Origin of the sequence: Aurantibacillus circumpalustris (assembly GCF_029625215.1) — a bacterium.
GTDB lineage: Bacteria > Bacteroidota > Bacteroidia > B-17B0 > Aurantibacillaceae > Aurantibacillus > Aurantibacillus circumpalustris.
This window is the reverse complement of sequence record NZ_CP121197.1, coordinates 2413426-2432211: the sequence shown is the minus strand read 5'-3', so window position 1 is coordinate 2432211 and position 18786 is coordinate 2413426. Positions and strand designations below refer to the sequence as shown.

General features: G+C 35.0%; 19 protein-coding genes. 9 read left to right on the top strand and 10 right to left on the bottom strand.

Features of this window, described 5'->3' with window-relative positions:
• Positions 1 to 156: 156 nt before the first annotated feature.
• On the bottom strand, positions 157 to 1134 hold the full coding sequence (locus P2086_RS10185; protein ID WP_317896634.1) for a hypothetical protein: 978 nt from the start codon (positions 1132 to 1134) through the stop codon (positions 157 to 159).
• Between the two features lie 37 nt (positions 1135 to 1171).
• Here P2086_RS10185 and dtd point away from each other — a divergent pair, with 37 nt between their 5' ends.
• From dtd to P2086_RS10170, 3 genes are read left to right on the top strand one after another with little or no spacing between them, the layout of a single operon-like run.
• Positions 1172 to 1624: a D-aminoacyl-tRNA deacylase gene (dtd, locus tag P2086_RS10180; RefSeq protein WP_317896633.1), complete on the top strand. Its 453-nt coding sequence runs from the start codon at positions 1172 to 1174 to the stop codon at positions 1622 to 1624.
• Between the two features lie 41 nt (positions 1625 to 1665).
• Complete coding sequence (pyrR, locus tag P2086_RS10175) at positions 1666 to 2199, top strand: bifunctional pyr operon transcriptional regulator/uracil phosphoribosyltransferase PyrR (protein ID WP_317896632.1); 534 nt, start codon at positions 1666 to 1668, stop codon at positions 2197 to 2199.
• 8 nt (positions 2200 to 2207) lie between these two features.
• Positions 2208 to 2717 carry a DinB family protein gene (locus tag P2086_RS10170; protein WP_317896631.1) on the top strand — a complete coding sequence of 170 codons (510 nt, stop codon included), beginning with the start codon at positions 2208 to 2210 and terminating at the stop codon, positions 2715 to 2717.
• A gap of 98 nt (positions 2718 to 2815) precedes the next feature.
• Here P2086_RS10170 and P2086_RS10165 read toward each other — a convergent pair whose 3' ends face one another.
• The 5 genes from P2086_RS10165 to P2086_RS10145 form a co-directional block, all read right to left on the bottom strand.
• Complete coding sequence (locus tag P2086_RS10165; protein WP_317896630.1) at positions 2816 to 4117, bottom strand: bifunctional folylpolyglutamate synthase/dihydrofolate synthase; 1302 nt, start codon at positions 4115 to 4117, stop codon at positions 2816 to 2818.
• A gap of 1 nt (position 4118) precedes the next feature.
• Complete coding sequence (locus P2086_RS10160) at positions 4119 to 4985, bottom strand: energy transducer TonB family protein (RefSeq protein WP_317896629.1); 867 nt, start codon at positions 4983 to 4985, stop codon at positions 4119 to 4121.
• Positions 4986 to 4988: 3 nt separating this feature from the next.
• A complete protein-coding gene (locus P2086_RS10155) occupies positions 4989 to 5393 on the bottom strand; it encodes an ExbD/TolR family protein (protein ID WP_317896628.1) in 405 nt (134 codons plus the stop codon).
• Between the two features lie 91 nt (positions 5394 to 5484).
• Positions 5485 to 6213 carry a MotA/TolQ/ExbB proton channel family protein gene (locus tag P2086_RS10150; RefSeq protein WP_317896627.1) on the bottom strand — a complete coding sequence of 243 codons (729 nt, stop codon included), beginning with the start codon at positions 6211 to 6213 and terminating at the stop codon, positions 5485 to 5487.
• 132 nt (positions 6214 to 6345) lie between these two features.
• Positions 6346 to 6774: a hypothetical protein gene (locus P2086_RS10145; RefSeq protein WP_317896626.1), complete on the bottom strand. Its 429-nt coding sequence runs from the start codon at positions 6772 to 6774 to the stop codon at positions 6346 to 6348.
• 174 nt (positions 6775 to 6948) lie between these two features.
• On the opposite strand from P2086_RS10145, the gene P2086_RS10140 reads away from it, so the two are divergent.
• The 5 genes from P2086_RS10140 to P2086_RS10120 all read left to right on the top strand — a co-directional run bounded on the left by P2086_RS10140 (position 6949) and on the right by P2086_RS10120 (position 14099).
• The gene (locus tag P2086_RS10140; protein WP_317896625.1) at positions 6949 to 8436 is read left to right on the top strand and encodes a lytic transglycosylase domain-containing protein; all 1488 of its coding nucleotides are present in this window, start codon (positions 6949 to 6951) and stop codon (positions 8434 to 8436) included.
• A gap of 119 nt (positions 8437 to 8555) precedes the next feature.
• Positions 8556 to 11006, top strand: a complete 2451-nt coding sequence (locus tag P2086_RS10135; protein ID WP_317896624.1) for a TonB-dependent receptor — start codon at positions 8556 to 8558, stop codon at positions 11004 to 11006.
• Between the two features lie 104 nt (positions 11007 to 11110).
• On the top strand, positions 11111 to 12442 hold the full coding sequence (locus P2086_RS10130) for a saccharopine dehydrogenase C-terminal domain-containing protein (RefSeq protein ID WP_317896623.1): 1332 nt from the start codon (positions 11111 to 11113) through the stop codon (positions 12440 to 12442).
• 28 nt (positions 12443 to 12470) lie between these two features.
• The gene (locus tag P2086_RS10125; RefSeq protein WP_317896622.1) at positions 12471 to 13355 is read left to right on the top strand and encodes a LytTR family DNA-binding domain-containing protein; all 885 of its coding nucleotides are present in this window, start codon (positions 12471 to 12473) and stop codon (positions 13353 to 13355) included.
• Positions 13356 to 13472: 117 nt separating this feature from the next.
• Entirely contained in the window at positions 13473 to 14099 is a 627-nt protein-coding gene (locus tag P2086_RS10120) for a DUF2306 domain-containing protein (protein WP_317896621.1), read from the top strand.
• Between the two features lie 224 nt (positions 14100 to 14323).
• Here P2086_RS10120 and P2086_RS10115 read toward each other — a convergent pair whose 3' ends face one another.
• The 3 genes from P2086_RS10115 to P2086_RS10105 form a co-directional block, all read right to left on the bottom strand.
• Positions 14324 to 15079 carry a hypothetical protein gene (locus P2086_RS10115; protein ID WP_317896620.1) on the bottom strand — a complete coding sequence of 252 codons (756 nt, stop codon included), beginning with the start codon at positions 15077 to 15079 and terminating at the stop codon, positions 14324 to 14326.
• An 82-nt stretch (positions 15080 to 15161) separates the two neighbouring features.
• Positions 15162 to 15854 (bottom strand): hypothetical protein, encoded by a 693-nt coding sequence (locus P2086_RS10110; protein WP_317896619.1) that lies wholly within the window; start codon positions 15852 to 15854, stop codon positions 15162 to 15164.
• 47 nt (positions 15855 to 15901) lie between these two features.
• Complete coding sequence (locus P2086_RS10105) at positions 15902 to 16282, bottom strand: hypothetical protein (protein ID WP_317896618.1); 381 nt, start codon at positions 16280 to 16282, stop codon at positions 15902 to 15904.
• A 92-nt stretch (positions 16283 to 16374) separates the two neighbouring features.
• Here P2086_RS10105 and P2086_RS10100 point away from each other — a divergent pair, with 92 nt between their 5' ends.
• Complete coding sequence (locus P2086_RS10100; protein WP_317896617.1) at positions 16375 to 17232, top strand: peptidylprolyl isomerase; 858 nt, start codon at positions 16375 to 16377, stop codon at positions 17230 to 17232.
• A 17-nt stretch (positions 17233 to 17249) separates the two neighbouring features.
• Here P2086_RS10100 and P2086_RS10095 read toward each other — a convergent pair whose 3' ends face one another.
• Positions 17250 to 18782 carry a hypothetical protein gene (locus tag P2086_RS10095; RefSeq protein ID WP_317896616.1) on the bottom strand — a complete coding sequence of 511 codons (1533 nt, stop codon included), beginning with the start codon at positions 18780 to 18782 and terminating at the stop codon, positions 17250 to 17252.
• Between the last annotated feature and the right edge of the window lie 4 nt (positions 18783 to 18786).

The following is an 18786-nucleotide window of genomic DNA, read 5'->3' as shown; positions in this document are numbered from 1 at the left end:
TCAACTAAATTCGTACGACATAGAGACACATATAATTGAAACAAAGCTTCAATTTCGGTAATTATCGAAACAATGTTCTCTTAACATCACCTAATCAGGATTCAATATGCCTATGTTTCTATATGGTTTATTTAACAGAAACCTTAGACTAGAGATCTAGTACTTAGGAATCATCCCTCTCAATCCCATATCCACAACAGCTTCACCAATATCGGGTTGAAATAAACCATCAACGGTTTTTTCTGTCCACTCAAAACTTTTGTTCGTCGATAAGGAAACAGTAATAATAATATCCTGCGTTTCATTTCCGTTAATGACAAGTGGAGATTTTGTTGCTCCTGAAGTATTAAAAAACTCCCCGGTAACCAAACAACTTCCTGCTGGTATAGGACTATTAGGATTTGGATTCACAACCGTTGTTGTCGACGCTTGTCCCTCTGATTTATATTCCGTAGAAAAAACTTTCGTATAAAATCCCCAATACCCTTGCATTTTATTTGATTCAGGACTCATTGTAGGAGTCATTGTTGCGCCTTTCATTTTGTATTTTGACACATAAGTATTGTAACCAACAAACGAAGCAAGCGTGCCATCAATTGTGCCGGTTGAATTTGTTTTAATTTTAATATCGTAATTCTGATATGCCAGAGAAACGCGCAACCATTTGTAAGAACCGGCTGCAACCTGACTTAGAGGAACAGAAAAAAACACATCGCCATTTTTGCAAACAAGCGATTTGCAAAACACTATTGCTTTTGAACCACGACAATCTGTCTCTTCTGCCTTATAAAGAACTGCTCCTGCACCTACTTGTGTAAAATCAGTTTGAGCCATTTCGATATAATGCGCACTCATTCCATTAAAAATAGGCGATTGAGCTGCATTCCCCGAAGGGATGGAAGCGGGTTGCCCTAAATTATTTAAACGTGTTTGTGTACTGTCGAAATTAAATTTAAAAATCAATTTTGGTCCTGTGCCAGTGATATTCCAAACTGTATCAGGAAATTCACATGTCGGACAAGCCGCAACAACTGGTCCCGTTGTGCTTACAGGTGGTTCTACTTTAGGCTCTTCTTTTTTCTTACATGAAATTAAAAGCGATAAAAAAACGGTAAGCATTAAAATATTCCTCATTTTATTTCTAATTTAGTTCTGATAAAGATATTAAATTATGCGCATTGTTATACAAAGAGTAGCTCAAGCTTCCGTTACAATCGACAAACAAATACATTCTTCAATTGAAGCAGGCTTGTTAGTTTTACTTGGCATTGAAGATGAAGATACAGAAGAGGACATTAACTATCTGGTTCAAAAACTTTGTAATATGCGTATTTTCTCAGATGAAGAAGGAAAAATGAATCTGGATGTTAAACAAATTAAAGGGAAAATTTTGATCGTGAGTCAGTTTACGCTTCATGCATCTGCCAAAAAAGGAAACCGTCCTTCTTTTATAAAGGCAGCGCGCCCAGAGAAGGCCATTCCTTTGTACGAAACTTTTATTAGAGAAACCTCCTTTATTTCGGGTAAGGCTTGTAAATCGGGTGTTTTTGGTGCAGATATGCAGTTAGCATTGATAAATGATGGTCCGGTGACTATTATATTGGATAGTAAGAACAAAGAATAATATTTATCTTTAAAACCTGTTAACCAGAAAATATATTTAACGTGCGTCCAAAAATTCTATTAGAAAAAACACAGTTTGATGTTACTATCAAACGATTGTGCCATCAATTAATTGAAGTGCACAATGATTTCAGCAAAACGGTTATAATTGGATTGCAGCCACGCGGCATTTATTTGGCCAGACGCATTCAAAAAGAATTACAAAATATTTTAAAAACAAAAAAAGTTCATTGCGGCGAATTAGATACAACTTTTTACCGTGATGATTTTAGGCAAAAAGAATTAATTCCGAATCGCACGAGCATTGATTTTATTATCGAAAATAAAAATGTGGTGCTGATAGACGACGTGCTTTATACCGGCAGAACCATTCGCTCGGGTTTAGATGCTATGTTGGCCTTTGGTCGCCCTAACGATGTGGAGTTAATGGTATTGGTTGATCGTCGCCTTTCGCGCAATGTGCCCATACAAGCTAAGTATGTAGGAATTACAATAGATTCCATTTCTACACAAAACGTAAAAGTAGAATGGCAAGAAACTGAAGGTGCCGATAAAATCACTCTATTAGATAAATAATACATGCCATGCGACCTGTTAAAGGAACTTGTCCAAGTTATTACGATTATTACAACGAACTTGTAAAAGAAAACGATTTGCTAGCCGCATTCGATTCAGGATGGTTAGAGGTTCAAAAAGTTGTTTCTACTATTTCAAAAGAAAAAGAAAGTTTGGCTTATGCAGAAGGTAAATGGACGATAAAACAAGTCATAATCCACCTTATAGATACGGAAAGAATTTTCACTTATAGAGCTTTACGTTTTGCGAGAAAAGACCCACAACAGGTATTATCTTATGACGAAGATGATTATGCGGCGGCGGCAGAACTTGATAATAGAACACTTTCAGATCTAATACAAGAATTTGAAACAGTAAGAAAAGCCAGTATTTCCTTGTACAAAACCTTCTCAGAAGAAACTATGCTTCGTTCAGGCTTAACAGCTATTGGGAGTGCAAGCGTTATATCTTTAGGCTACATGACCTGTGGTCATGCTTTACATCATTTAAACGTGATTAAAGAACGGTATCTGAAATAAATTATTTTTGTTTTGCACCCTTTAACTACAACGTCATACAGATATTTTCTTATATGAGCTTATGTTTCTTATGTGGTTCATTAGTTTAGCTAGAGCTTTTACTTCTCCATCAATGCAAGCACATCACCCACTACAAAAGTACTTCCGCCTATAAAAATAAGATCTGTTTTTCTTGCAGCTTTTTTTGCAGCATTCAAGCCTGCTTCAACCGATTTGTAAGCTTTGCCTTTTAATTTAAATTTCTGTGATTGAAGCATTAATTCATTCTCATCCAAAGCTCGTGGAATATCAGCTTTCACAAAATAGTACGTTGCCTCCTTTGGCACTAACTCAAGCAGTGAAGAAATGTCTTTATCATTCACAGCACCAAAAACTATGTGAAGGTGGCTAAACTCAATATCTTTTAAATTTTCAATTATTTGTTTCACACCATCTTCATTATGACCAGTGTCACAAATCATAAGTGGTTTCTCACTAATCGTTTGCCAACGTCCTCTCAAACCTGTAATTCCACATACATTTTTTAAAGCAACGGCCACATGATCAGGTTCAATTAAAAATCCAGCTCCTTCAATAAAATCTAATACGTTTAATACGCCTAGTAAATTTTTTAATTGATAAACACCCGTTAAATCAAGTTCGTAGTGACGTGTAGTTTCATTTTTCTTATTTAACACATCCACTTGCATGTGTCCTTTGACCATAGAGTGTTTCAGGACTTTGTAATTTTTATCCGCATACTCAATGGGCGATTTAAGATCTTTAGCGATACTGTTAAAGATCGGAGCCGTCTCACTTTGGTATTGACTTACAACCACAGGAATACGCGGTTTAATTATACCAGCCTTCTCCTTGCTTATTTTTTCTAATGTATCACCCAACAAATTCATGTGATCGAGACTGATATTCGTTATCAAAGAAGCATGCGGAGTAATAATATTCGTTGAATCTAATCTTCCGCCCAATCCCACTTCAATAATGGCCACATCTACTTCTTCTGTTGCAAAATAATCTAAAGCCAAGCCAACGGTCCATTCAAAAAAACTCGGATTAATTTCCTCAAAAGGCTCTTTGTGTTTCTGAACAAAATCAATAACATGATTTTTAGGAATCATTTTACCATTGATTTTTATGCGTTCTCTGAAATCGGTTAAATGAGGAGAAGTATATAAACCTGTTTTATAACCACATTGCTGCATAATCGCTGCTAACATGTGACTGCTAGATCCTTTGCCATTTGTTCCGGCAACATGAATACATTTTAATTTTTGATGTGGTTTGCCGAGTACTTCGGCAATTTTAATGGTATTAACCAGGTCGGCTTTGTAAGCCACCGCTCCAACCCTCTGGTACATTGGTAAACGCGCGAATAAATAATCCAGCGTTTGTTGATACGTCATTTTAATTGAATGAAAAAATTATCGTTATAGTACCCTTTTGTTCTTCAAATTTACCGTCTACATTAAATTTCGTTGCCATTGCCGCTTGTTTGGCTTTTGATTTTAGCAAAGCGCTGCTTGTGGTAGTTCCACGACCGTTAGGATTCGCCTCAATAACATCTCCTTTAGAATCTACCGTTATCTCCACCACAACTTTTCCTTCTTCTTTTGTATCGCTTGGTATTTTTGGCGGACTCACCACTGCCCTGCCCTTTAAATCAATTCCAATTCGTCCACCAGGTCCACCGCCGCTTCCTGGACCAGGACCGCCTGGACCGTCACCTTGTCCATTTCCTCCACCAGTGCCCGTTCCAGAACCACCTGTACCATTTTTAAAAGGATCCCCATCAGGAGAACCATTTTGTCCGGCTTGGTCATTGTCTCCAATGCCACCACCATTTTGGCCGGTATTCTTTTTAAATTTTTCAGCCAATTTTTCAGCAGCCGTTTTTTCTTTTATTGGTTCAACTACAGGTTTTGGTTTCACTGGTGTAATCACCATTTTATTTTCTTTAATCTCCGGTTTTTTCTCGTTGATATTTACTGCCTCACCTCCATCATCCGTAACTACATTTTCTTTTGATTCAGATTTCTCTGTAACCACAGCAGTAACTTTTCCCATTGAACTAAAATCCATGTCGCTGTTACCCATGTCCATCATACCAAGAGCCAACTCTTGTCCACCGCCACCACCTACTTCAGGAAAAGGAGGATTTGGAGTAATTAATTTAAATAAAATGAGAAACAAAATAAACAGGGCAAATATTAATAAAGTTGCCGTTGCCGAGATCGCTCTGTTTCTATTTTCTTCAGCTTGCGTGAGTTCCATATTCTATTTTTTAGTTGCAGCAGTAGCTAAAACAGTTTTACATTTTAATCTATAACAAATTGTCATAATATCAATTTCTTCTTGAATGGTAAGATCTTTATCCAAGTGCATTAATACCATAGGTTCGGTTTTTGTAGCGGCCAACTTAGAAATTGCAGCTTCTAAATTTTCTTTTTGAATTTCTGCACTATTTACGTAATACTTTTTATCCTTTGTAATTGCCACATGAATAGGATCCCTATTGTTTTCAACCGTAACATTAGGATCTGATTTTGGAAGATTGACCTTAATAGAATTAGGGCTAACCATCGTAGATAATATAATGAAGAATAACAAAAGAAAGAACATGATATCATTTAAGGCATCTGTGCTTACTTCTGATTCTCTGTGTTTTTTGCGTAAAGCCATTTTTTTTAAATTAATAATTCAAAATTGAAAATTAAAAATGAGCCAATGTTGCTAATCCTTTAATTCTTCATTCTTAATTTTACATTCTTAATTATTTGGTAGGTTCGTTTAGCATATCCAAAAACTTAATCTGAGTATCTTCCATTTTGTTAGCTATTTTATCGATACGACCATTTAACCAGTGATAAAAAATAAAAGCTAAAACTCCAATAATTAAGCCACTTGCAGAGGTTACCATTTTTTGATACAATCCTTTTGAGATAATTTCAATCTCTACTGTTTTAGCCAAAGAGATATCATAAAAAATAGTAATTACTCCAATAATTGTACCCACAAATCCAAACATTGGTGCAATTCTACCTATGATATTTAAAACGTTCATGTTTTTTTCCAACTTAGAAATTTCGTTTGTGCCACTTTTATCCATAGCTGTTCTTATTTCTAACACCGGTTGACCAACACGTTTCACACCTTGCTCAATCATTGAGCTTTCAGGCGAATTCAAATTTTTGCACATTGCAATAGCACCTGAAATATTTCCACTATGGATCATTTCTTTTAAATCAGTTACCAAATTCGCGTGTCTTTTTGAGGCTTTTCCCAGTACAAGTAGACGTTCAATCAAGATGTAAATTGCAACTACTAAAAGTATAGCAAGAGGGATCATCACGTATCCTCCATTAAAAATCATCTCAATAAGTGAAATTTTAGTTTCTGTTATTTCAAGGCCGGCAGTTTGTATACCATTAACCATTGAAGAATCTCCCGCTTGAGCCGAAGTAGCAGCTGCGCCGCCTATTTGTAGAATGAAATTGAGCATTTGTGAAATAAGATTTAAATACGAAAGTAGTTTTAAATAAAGCCGATAAACCCAAACCAAGAACTGATTTTAAACACAGACTTGTTTATTATACGATAATGGGTAAGTAAGGAAAAGATACAATGACCTTAACTAAGGTCTCAACTTCATGTTTTGAGAAACCGAACGTTCCATTTCTGATTTCAGGAAAGATACGTGAGAAGGTTTGATACCAAAGAGATTTAAACCTTCCATTTCATCATCGTTATATGTAATATAAATTTTCCCCTTTTTTGATTCGCTTATTCTCTTTAAATCCACAAAGTAGCGGTATTTATGGTGCAGAAGCGATTGTTTGATTTCAATTTTATCTTCGAATACAATAGCGAATGGATGTAACAACCACCATAAGGTTTGGAATGAAAAAATAGAGCCTGGTATAAGGACAATAAAACCCCAAGGATTCATGTTTTTTAACATATTATAGCCTATAAATACAATTGTTGAACTGATTAGAACTGAAATTGTTAAAAATATTGGGCTACGCTCAATATGCTGCAAAGGTTTTTCTTCTTTTTCCATGTTTTTCACAGTGCAAAGTTAAGAATTATAAGGCTTTCGTCAATTTTATTACTTTTTAATTTATAAACTTGTTAAAATTGAAGCGATCGTTAAAAAAAGGAGTATTAATTTTTTATCTTGTAACGTTTTAAATTAAATTACGTTAAATCAAACTAAACCTGATTCAAACAAATTATGAGATTATTAAAAAAACACCTCATTTTACCTGTTTTATTTTTAAGCGTGTCGGTAAAATCGCAATCCGTTTCACAAGAATTCATTTCTGTGGAAGCTCCTATTGCAGATATGCTTGATAGTCTATCTACTCAAAAAATGTTTGAAACGGCTTTTACCCGTCCTATATTTCCTAAAAACAATAAATACAAATTTGCTGAAGACAGCGTTCCGCGTTATGAAGATTACACTTACCAATCACGTTTAGCAAAATTAGATGCTCTTTCTCCATTTGATTTAGTTTATAATCCTCATGTTAAAGGATTTATAGATTTATACACGGTTCGTAAACGTGAAAGCGTGAGCCGTATGATGGGTGTTGCACAATTGTATTACCCTATGTTTGAGGAAATTTTAGACAAATATAACATTCCACTAGAATTAAAACACCTAGCGGTTATTGAAAGTGCTTTAATTCCTTACGCTCGCTCAAGAGCTGGCGCCATGGGTTTATGGCAATTCATGTATCCAACTGGTAAAATGTATGGCCTCAATGTAAACTCTTATATCGACCAACGTTGCGACCCTTATAAAGCAACTGTTGCAGCTGCAGAATATTTAAAATCATTGTACGGTATGTTTCACGATTGGCAAATGGTGCTTGCGGCATACAATGCAGGCCCGGGAACTATTAGTAAAGCAATAAGAAGAAGCGGCGGTAAAAAAACCTATTGGGAAATCCGTCCTTATTTACCTACCGAAACACAAGGTTATGTACCAGCCTTTATTGCAGCCAATTACGTTATGACACATGGTGCAGAACATAACATCTACCCTGCAGTGCCACGAAAAACATATTTTGAAGTGGATACAGTTGTAATGAAAGAACAAATGAGTTTTGAGCAAATCTCTCAAGCACTTGACATCACCGCTGAAGAAATTTTATATTTCAATCCTCAGTATCGTAAAAACATTATTCCCGCTGGAGGAAATATTATTTGTTTGCCTAAAACAAAAATTGCCACCTTCTTAAATAACGAACAAGCTATTTACGCGTCACTCTCTACACAAAAGGATGGATCAGATTTAATAGTTTCTGAAGTTAAAAAAACGCATACCGTTAGATCGGGTGAAAAGCTAAGTACTATTGCTCGCAAATATGGTGTAACAGTCGCTGACCTTAAAATGTGGAATTATATTGGCAGAAACGGCATCCGCGCCGGAAAGAAATTAACAGTTTATATAAGGGAAGAAACCACAAAACCAAAACGTATCGAATCTACCGAACCTGGATTAGTTGTAACTAAAAGTACGGACACAGACTCAAAACAATTGGCTTCAAAAAATACAGCAAAAAAAGAAATTATTTACCATAAAGTAAAAAAGGGTGAAAATTTATCTGGTATTGCCAGAAATTACGGTGTAGATCTTAAAGATATTAAAGAACTGAATAAACTAAGTAACAATAATCTTAAGTACGGTCAGGTTCTTAAAATAAAAGTGAATTAAGATTTTCTCAAAAACATTTTCTCAAAAAATTGTTTTACTATTATGTAAAACAATTTTTTTTATTTGCAAACAATAGTACTATTTTACGTTCTCCGAAAAATCACTTTAGGAAAAAAACTATGAATTCAAAATTTTACTTTTTTGTATTACTTTTTGTTTCTCACTTTTTTTACGCACAGGTTACACAAACCGTTAAAGGAAAAATTGCTGACCGTGTAACTGGAATTGGACTTCCGGGAGCCATTGTGCAATTAAAATCTGCTACACACACAATTGTTACAATTGCCGATAATAATGGTTTTTATAAATTGCTTGAAGTTCCGGTTGGACGTCAATCTTTTTTATTTTCCTACACAGGGTATAAACCCACGCCGGTTAATGACGTGATCGTTACTTCTGGAAAAGAAGCGGTTTTAAATATTGACTTAGAAGAAAGTACAATAAGTATGGATGAAGTGGTTATTAAAGCTGCTTCTGATACCGACGTTGTAAATACCATGCAGGTATCCAATATGAAATCGTTTAGCATTGAAGAAACTGAACGTTATGCTGGCTCTCGTCAAGACCCCGCAAGGATGGCGCAAAATTTTGCCGGAATTCAAGGTACAAATGATTCGCGTAATGACATTGTTATACGAGGAAACAGTCCCGCTGGTTTGTTGTGGCGTTTGGATGATATTGATATTCCGAATCCAAATCACTTTGCGGTTGCAGGCTCTGCTGGCGGACCACAAAGCTTGATCAATAATAAATATTTATCCAATAGTGAATTTTATACAGGCGCTTTTCCTGCTAATTATGGAAACGCCATGGGCGGTGTATTCGATTTAAAAATGCGTAATGGTAATAACGAAAAACACGAACGCACGTTTCAATTAGGTGTATTAGGAACGGAACTTGCGTTAGAAGGTCCCTTAAGCCGAAAGTCAGGCGCTAGTTATTTAATCACTTACCGTTACTCTACCCTAGCCTTGTTTGGTAGTGTGAACTTTAAATTGGGAACAAGTGCTATTCCAAAATATCAAGATATAGGTGTTCGTTTAAACTTCCCTACAAAAAAAGCGGGTGTGTTTAGTTTTAGTAGTATTGGCGGTTTAAGCAGTATCGATATTATTTTGAGCGATGTTCACGAGCGTCCCAAAGAATTGTATGGCGATCAAAATCGTGATCAATATTTTTCTACAAACATGGGTGTAGGAATTTTAAGTAATGTGTATGCCTTTAACAGCCGAACGGTTATGAAAACTAGTGTCGCATTTTCGATTCAGGATATTAGTTCAAAACACAATTTAATTATTCGTGATAAAAATTTTATTCCAAATGATTCATTACCCCCGATTCTCAGTTATAATTTTTCTGAAAAAAAATCAACGCTTGCCTGGTTCATAAAAACTAAAATTAATTCCAAAAACAGTTTAAAAGCCGGTTTTTTTGTGAACCGATTTAATGTAAATTTTTATGATAATGCAAAAGTAAGCTCTCTTTATGACACCGTTGCTCTTACTATTTTGAATACTCCTTATAAAAATAGAGAAAATATAATAACCAATTTTTATTTGGTTCAACCTTACCTCACTTACGTGCACAAGTTCAATGAAAAATTAAGTTTGAATGCCGGTGTGTTTTCTCAACTCCTTACTCTCAATAATAAATTTGTTGTCGAACCAAGAGCAAGTCTACGTTATCAATTAAAACCGAAACAAGTACTCAGTCTTTCATACGGACTACACAGTCAAATGCAATCTACCTATTTGTATTTCGCAATTCCTGATACATTGGTGCGTAATGGAGTTCTTACGCCAAACACAACTCGCGAACTAGATAATGTAAATATGGACTTTAGTAAAACTCAACATGCTGTATTGGGTTATGATTTTTTTGTAAGCAAACATTTTAAAGTAAAAACAGAAGTGTATTACCAATACTTATGGAACGTGCCTGTTTATGCAGTACCATCAAGCGTTTCAACACTAAACAGAGGCGCAACGTTTACTCGTTTCTACCCTATTTATTCAATGGTAAATACTGGTACTGGTGAAAATTATGGTGTGGAAGTAACGTTTGAAAAACTCTTTCACAAACATTATTTTTTTATGTTGAATGGAAGTCTGTTTGAAAGCAAATACGTTGCCAGCAATGGTAAAAAAGCCAATACAGATTTTAATGGTAATTACATTGTGAACTTTTTGGCAGGGCTGGAATACGCTGTTGGAAAGAGTAAGAAAAATTCCATAAATTTTGGCACTAAAATAACCTATGCCGGCGGTAAACGTTATTCACCTGCAAACCTAGCTGCCAGTAATGCTGTAATGGATGTTGTGGCTCAAGACGATAAAGTAAATACACTCCAGTTTGCACCTTACAACCGTGTTGATTTAAGAATTACCTATAAAATAAACGGAAAAAAAACAGGAGTAGAAATTGCTTTGGATCTTGTAAATATTTTGAGTGCTAAAAATGTTCTTGCACTAAGTTACTCACCTGACCCTGCAAACAGAAACGCCGATCCTTTGGTGAAGAATTATCAGTTAGGTTTTTTGCCTTTGTTTTATGTGAAGGTAGATTTTTAAACATTTCTCAAACAAACTTCTAAAACCATCCCAACTTAATATTCTTTATGATTTCATAAAGTCACCAACAAGTTTCCTAGAAAATAAAATAGTAATTTCACCCTATGGTAAAAATTCTCATTATCGGCGCTGGTAGATCGGCAACCTCTTTAATTGACTATTTATTGAAAAATTCATCAAGCCTTAGCTGGGAAATAACAGTATCGGATGTGGATCTAAGCTTAGCAAAGGAAAAAACAAAAAATTATTCCAATGCCCACGCCATTAGTTTTGATATTAGAAACGAAGAACAGCGTAAAGCACAAATTCAGACGCACGATTTAATAATCTCCATGCTTCCAGCATTTATGCATGGCGATGTTGCCAGAGATTGTGTAGAATCAGGAAAACACATGGCCACCGCCAGTTACGTGAGTGCAGATATGAAAGCGCTTGACAAAGAAGCTAAAGCAAAAAATATTCTTTTATTAAATGAGTGTGGACTTGATCCAGGTTTAGATCACGCCAGCGCCATGAAAATTATTGATAAGATTCACTATAAAGGAGGAACCTTACACTCATTCAAATCTTACTGTGGTGGACTTGTTGCACCTGAAAGCAATGACAATCCCTGGGGTTATAAGTTTAGTTGGAATCCAAGAAACGTCATCCTTGCGGGTCAAGGTACTGCGCAATACTTGGAAGACGGCGAAATAAAATTTATTCCCTACAACCGTTTGTACAAACAAACAAACCTTATTGACATTGAAGGTTATGGTAAATTTGATGCTTACGCCAATCGTGATAGTATTAGTTACATTGATGTGTATGGACTTAAAAACATTAAAACCATGTTGCGTGGCACACTTCGTCAACACGGCTACTGCAAAGCTTGGGATGTATTTGTGCAATTAGGCTTAACAGACGATACTTCTAAAATAACAAACAGCAATTCATTAAACTACACATCTTTATTAGCTTCCTTTTTACCGCCTGCAAAAGGAACTATGAAAGAACGCTTAAAAAATTATGTTGGAAAAGATTGGGATTCAGAGATTGAGAAGATGTTTGATTATTTGGAATTGTTTTCAAATAAAGCTATCTCGCTACAAGAAGGCTCTCCTGCTCAATTAGTACAGGCGCTTTTGGAAGAAAAATGGAAATTAAAAACAGGCGACAAAGACATGATTGTGATGCAGCATGAGTTTGAATATACCTTACCAGGGGTAAACGACGTTCAAAAATTAGATTCGTCGTTAGTAGTAATTGGAAAAGATGAAAACCACACGGCTATGGCGCAGACAGTTGGATTACCATTAGCCATTACGGTTAAAAACTTCCTCATTGGTAAATTCAAATTAAGCGGGGTTCAAATTCCAACAAAAAAAGAAATGTACGAACCCATGCTTAAAGAGCTTGAAGAAAATGGCGTCGTCTTTAAAGAAAAAATGAATTAAATAAATTTTCACTTAACCGAACAACGCTATGACAACTAAAAGATCCTTTTTCAGCCGGTTAAACAAACCTTATTACCTAGAAACACTTCCCCGCAAACGTTGGTTAAACAGTTTATTATTTGCCACTTTTGTTTTTTTATTTCTTTTTGTATTCCGGCCTTTTGGCTTGAACACTCTGCAACAAGGAATTCTAACCGTCTCCCTTGGGTATGCACTCACCACTTTTGTGATTATGGTTTTATTAAATGTAGCCCTTCTCTCACAGTTTCCTAATTTTTTTTCTGAAGAACGGTGGAATGTACAAAGAGAAATTTATTGGAACATGACAAATGTTTTATTGATTGGACTGGGGAATGCGCTGTATAGTTCATTTATAGGAATAGCCCCTTTTAGTCCGTACGCCATTTTAATTTTTGAATTGTACACAATCAGTATTGCTGTGATTCCCGTTACCGTTACTGTATTAATAAAAGAATCGCGACTAAATAACCAATTTGGCCATCAATCGGCGGAATTAAATGCCGATATAGAAGAACATGCAAAAGAAATTAAACCGACTACTCAGGCGGTATCATTAAAACTAGTTTCAGAAAATGAAAAAGAAACACTGGAACTGGAGGTAAACGACCTTATCTATGTGCAATCATCTGACAATTATGTGGAAGTGCATTATATGATGAAAGACGTTTCTAGCAAAAAACTAATCCGTAGTTCTTTAAAAGCAGTTACTGAACAATTGGAAAGCTACCCTGATTTATTTCGTTGCCATAAAAGTTATTTGGTGAACCTGAAACGTGTAAAACATGTCTCAGGAAACGCTCAAGGCTATAAATTAAAACTTGAAGGCGGTAATAAACTAATCCCTGTAGCGCGAGCTTGCAGCGATTCTTTAAAAAAGAAACTTAACAATTAATCCCTAACAAAAACGGTTCACCCCAAACAGGCTACCATTCAGCCCAAAGCCTGCTGTTATTACCAAATAGCTTGTTTCTGGTTTGTTTCCAGCTCACCTTTGTAGAAAAAAGGAAATATGGAAATAAGTTATAAAATCACTTTGTACCTGCACATTCTATCAGGTTGTTTAGCACTTTTTAGTGGAAGCGTTTCTGTAATCAGTAAAAAAGGAGGGAAAATCCATCGAAACTCTGGCAAACTATTTTTTTATAGTATGATCGGTGTGTGTGTTAGCTCTGTGTTTATTTCGATCATAAAAAACAACCGATTTTTATTGATGATTGGAGTATTCTCCTTCTTTCTCAATTATGTTGGATATCGTGCTATAAAAAATAAATCTTTAAAACCGAATGTTAGTGATTGGATAATGTTATGTATTGCAGCAGTTAATGGCTTTTTTATGATTTATTCTATGAATGTTATTTTAGTTGTATTTGGCGTTTTGGGATTTTATGCAGTTTTTCAAAATATTCAAAGCAATATTAAGGTTTTACATAACGAAGCTTTGGAAGAAAGATTGTGGCTAAAGAGACATATTGGTATGATGATGGGAGCGTTTACCGCAACGTTTACGGCATTTTTGGTAGTGAATAGCAATTATTTTAGTACTATTTCTTTTCCAGCATGGATAGTTTGGTTAGCGCCTACTTTTGTGCTATCACCTTTAGCAATGTTTTATACCAGAAAATATGTGACGCGTTGAGGAGTTGTAAAAAACAATGGTTGACAAATTAAACCACATAGAGGCATAGGATCAGCTAACTGAATAAACAGAGATGAACATAGATATTTGAAGCTTTGCTTTAAATTCAGAGTTACTTTTATAAATACTATGTGCCTATGTGCCTATGTGGTTTAATTTTATAGCTACGGTGTATCTGAAACTAAAAAAGCGGCTAAAGCCGCTTCTTAATAAAATAAAACTAATTACTTTCCGCCACCCATCATGGTTTTTTGTTTGTCTAACATTTCTTTATAGGTCATCATCGTATAACCATCGCTACTGACATTAAAAACAGAGTCATTTAAAGCGGTTGTAGTTATCTCCGTTGAATTCATAATAATTTTAATTTCCATACCACCTTGCGCATTTTGTTGCATTTCCATTCCCAGTGCATAACCCTTTAACTCACTAAGATCTGACATACCTCTAGCCGCTGCTTTAAAATACTCGGCATGATTGTATCTAATTTTATCTGTCACCCATAAAATTGTTGTCGATTCCTTTTTATCTTTTCCAATAGAAGTCACAACAACTTTCGCGCACTCATAGCCAGCAATCATTTTTTTCTCAGTGGTATATTCAATTTTAGGTTTTTCACTTTTGTCACTTTTACCAGTTGTTTCTAGCTCTTCTTTAGTAGCTGTATAGCCAAATTTAGTGCCCATGTTCTCCATTAGTGAGGTCATTTTCTTTCCATCGTAAAGAGTAACACTACTTCCCATCATTCCATTTTTTTCACTTTTTATTTTATCCCCTTTAATATAAATGATAACATCTTGTTCCGCATAAGCCGCATACTCTGGAGGCAAACCTTCTGCCTTAACTGACATCTTTATTGTAAAATTATCCTGAGCTATCGCAAAGCCGCTAATAAAAATAAGAGTGGCTGAAACTAAAAATTTATCCAAAGATTGTTTCACCTTTTGTAGATATGATTTTGAAATTACTGAGTGAGTCATGATGTGGTGATTTAGTTACACCAAATATACGTATCTGATAGATAAAGGAAAAACTTAGCGAGAAATTTTTAGGGTAAAAAGGCTATTGAAGATTCTTAATAAATTCTTCCATTTCTGTTTTAGAAACAATTTTCATGGAGGCCGGAATTTCAAATGCATTATCAGGAATCTTAATATCTTTATAAGACTTAGCGGCAAAATGAAGTTCCATGCCCATTTTTTTTACCCGGTAATCAAGAAGAATTCCCTTTAATTGAGCATATGGTGTAAGTGCATTAACATTTTCCATTCCTAATTCCTTCGTATACCATACATCAAACTTAACATTTGGCTCACTTATTTTAGTAACGTGAGCTTTGTATGCTTTAAGACCAATAATTACTTTTGTTTCTTTAGTTTCTTCAATCTTTAATGCGTAATCAGCGTTTTCTTCAACCAAATCTTGTTCATTTTCAATACAAGCCTGTTTGATATCAAGAAATTTTACTGTTTGGGCTATTGTTTTTGCTTTAGAATCGAGTATCACCGAAGTATTAAACATACCCATGGTACTCATTTCGATAATAAATTTGTCCTCTTTAAATTTAAACGTGGCAGAACTTGGTGCAAAGCCATAAAGAGGGTGTGTTGGATCAACACCCTTGGTATCAAACTCAATTAAACCCTCACCTTTAGAACCACTCCTTTCATCACTGCCGCAACAATAAAACAATGAAAGTAACAGGAGACAACCTGAAAAGAAAACTACACGCTTTATTAATGTATGATTGATCAAACTATTACGTTAAAGTAACTACTAAATTCTGAATTAATTTGCTTTAATTATTTAATCGTTACCGTTTTACTAACAGTCTCGCCTTCTTCTAATTTCACAATGCTAGCGCCAGTATACGTTTTGGATCCAAGTGTTGAAGTCGCTTTAATATCATATATAGCTGGGAGTTTGAATGTGAACTTAACTTCTCCCCCACCATCGGTATTACCGTCGGCTTTCACATCTGCGGTAAAAGTAGCAATCCCTTTAGGGTCATTAGGATCTTTAACCACAGCATACAGTTGCACGCGCGCATTCGCAACGACACTTCCAAGAGAGTCCACACATTTTATGGTTGCCTTGCAATCCGTTTCTTTTTGACAAGAAACTCCAGTTAAAACGAATGCCGAAATTAGTATACCAGAAAACAAGACCAAGAATGATTTCATGAGTGTGTGTTAGAGTTTTTTTTAAATGAATTTACCTCAAAATAGTTAAAAACGCATCAAAATTTTTTAAGGCTTCCATCTCCAAAATAAATATGGATATTAGCCTAACAAATATAAAAAAATTGTTTCATATGCAAAATTTTATTTCTCTCACACTCCTTTTTTCAGGCTTTTGGATGTCGTTGCTGTCTCAGACATTAAGTAAGGAAACCATCTTAATTGAAACCTCTTATGGCAATATGAAAATAAAATTATATGAGGAAACACCTTTACACAAAGCCAACTTCTTAAAACTGGTCAACGAACACTATTTCGATTCATTACTTTTCCATAGGGTAATTAATAATTTTATGATACAAGGTGGCGACCATCTAAGCAAATTTGCCAAACCAGGTGATAGTTTGGGGCATGGAGATATTGGATATTTATTACCCGCTGAATTTAAAAGGACAATCATTCACAAAAAAGGTCGTTTAGCCGCCGCCAGAGACGGTGATGATATAAATCCAAACCAGGAATCTAGCCCATCACAATTTTATATTGTGATGGGAAAAACCCGAACTATGGAAGACCTTAAAAAATATGAAGATCGCATCAATAAGGCTCAGTACGCACGTTTTGAGGCTAAATTTCTAAAAAGTGATGAAGGAAAACGGCTTCAAAAGCATTTCAACCGGTTAAAATCGGAAAACAAATTAGATAGTGCCTCGTTGGTGAATGCTCATATCACGAGTCTTATCGAAGCTAACCTAACTAAATACACCTTTAATAAAGAACAAATTGAAACGTATACTACGGTTGGCGGTACGCCGCACCTAGATGGCAGCTACACAATATTTGGGGAAGTTATCGAAGGACTTGATGTAATTGATAAAATTGCTAGTGCAGAAACAGATAAAAGAGACAGACCTCTAAAAGACATTAGAATGAAAATAAAATTGATTAACTAGTGTTTTTAATCTCTTTTTTACTTTAAGTCGTCAAGATTGAGCATATAAATTCTATAATCGCTCATAAAGAACATTTTGTTATTTAAGATTACGTTTTTATCAGGAAGATTAATGGTAAAAAGTAATTCAAACAAATTATTCGTAATGAGGGTCTTTTGATCATTGTATAAAATGGTTTTGCCTTTGTATTTTTTATCCAACTTAAACAACTCTGTATAATGGTATTCGTATTTAAGATCCTCTCCTTCAATACCGTATATTTTATTGTTATCTGCTCTAAAATAATTTACCTGATCGTTAATAAAATTCAATGGTACAAAATAACCCTCCCTTAATATATAATACTCGTCACCATTTATAAATTCAACAAATTCTCCATATTTATGTTCGCCCAGAGATAAAACGGTTCGAATCTCACTGTTTCCAGGCACTGCAGCTTGAACATCATTTTTAGTTGCGAATATAAAAGCTTTGTCAGTTCTAACAAAATCCGCAAGATTCTCAATATGACTTAAGTCGTACTGATTTAATATTTTTCCGGTTTGAGGATCTAGTGTTATAATAAATGGTTTGCCCCATGTAACAAAGTTGTTGCTATGCGTTGCAAGACCAAAATTTACAAGGATTAAGGAAGAGTCTGTTTTTGTAATTAACATTTTAGAGGTTGGATAATTCTTTAAATCAACCTCCCATTCCATTTTACCAGCAGGTGTTACGGCGATTAATTTTTCTTTCGCCGCAAAATAAATTAGATTTTCACTTTTTAATATATTAGAAGCTATTTGTCTAACAATGTTATCATCACTTGATGTTTTAATCACCGAACTTATTTGTTGTATGGTCTTGAATTTTGCGTTAGAATAAATAAAAGAGCGATTTGTTTTTATTGCAGTTGTTAAAGGAAAAGACCATACTAGGCCCGATTTTATACTCACTGCGTGAAGGCCGCCCGCAGCAATTAATAATGTTGTATCGTTCAAAAATTGAGTGTCCACCCAATTTTCATCTTTTGGAATTTTACAGCTCCAAACAGTATTACCTACTGCCAAATTCACACAATTAAGCACATTTTCTTGTGTTTTATCATAGACAAAGCCTCTGTTATACTTAGGTATAGTGTAAAATATCTTAGAATCATAACGAATTTCGTCATAACCATGCGACTTGTTATACCTTACGGACTTTACTTCATTTGATAATAGAAGATTATTTCCTGAGACTCTGATATTGTATAGACTTGATTCGTTAATCCATTTAACAGAATCATTAAGTGTACTTAAAGCCGCGAAAAAACCACGACTTAAGTAATTGTTACTACCTGACTCGCCCTTTTGTCGTCCAGAAAAAAACAATTGTTTGGTAGTTGTATCAATCTTGTAGTCATAAAGCGGGTAGTTAAGTTTGTATGTTTTTGCAATAAGACTGTTTACGCTAATGGCAGAAACGCCGACCTGAGTTGTAGTAATTTTTATACTTTCAACCTGCATTTGCGGTAATAACCTCTGTGATAAGGTTAAACAAAGAACCACAAATGTGCATAAAAACCGCATGGTA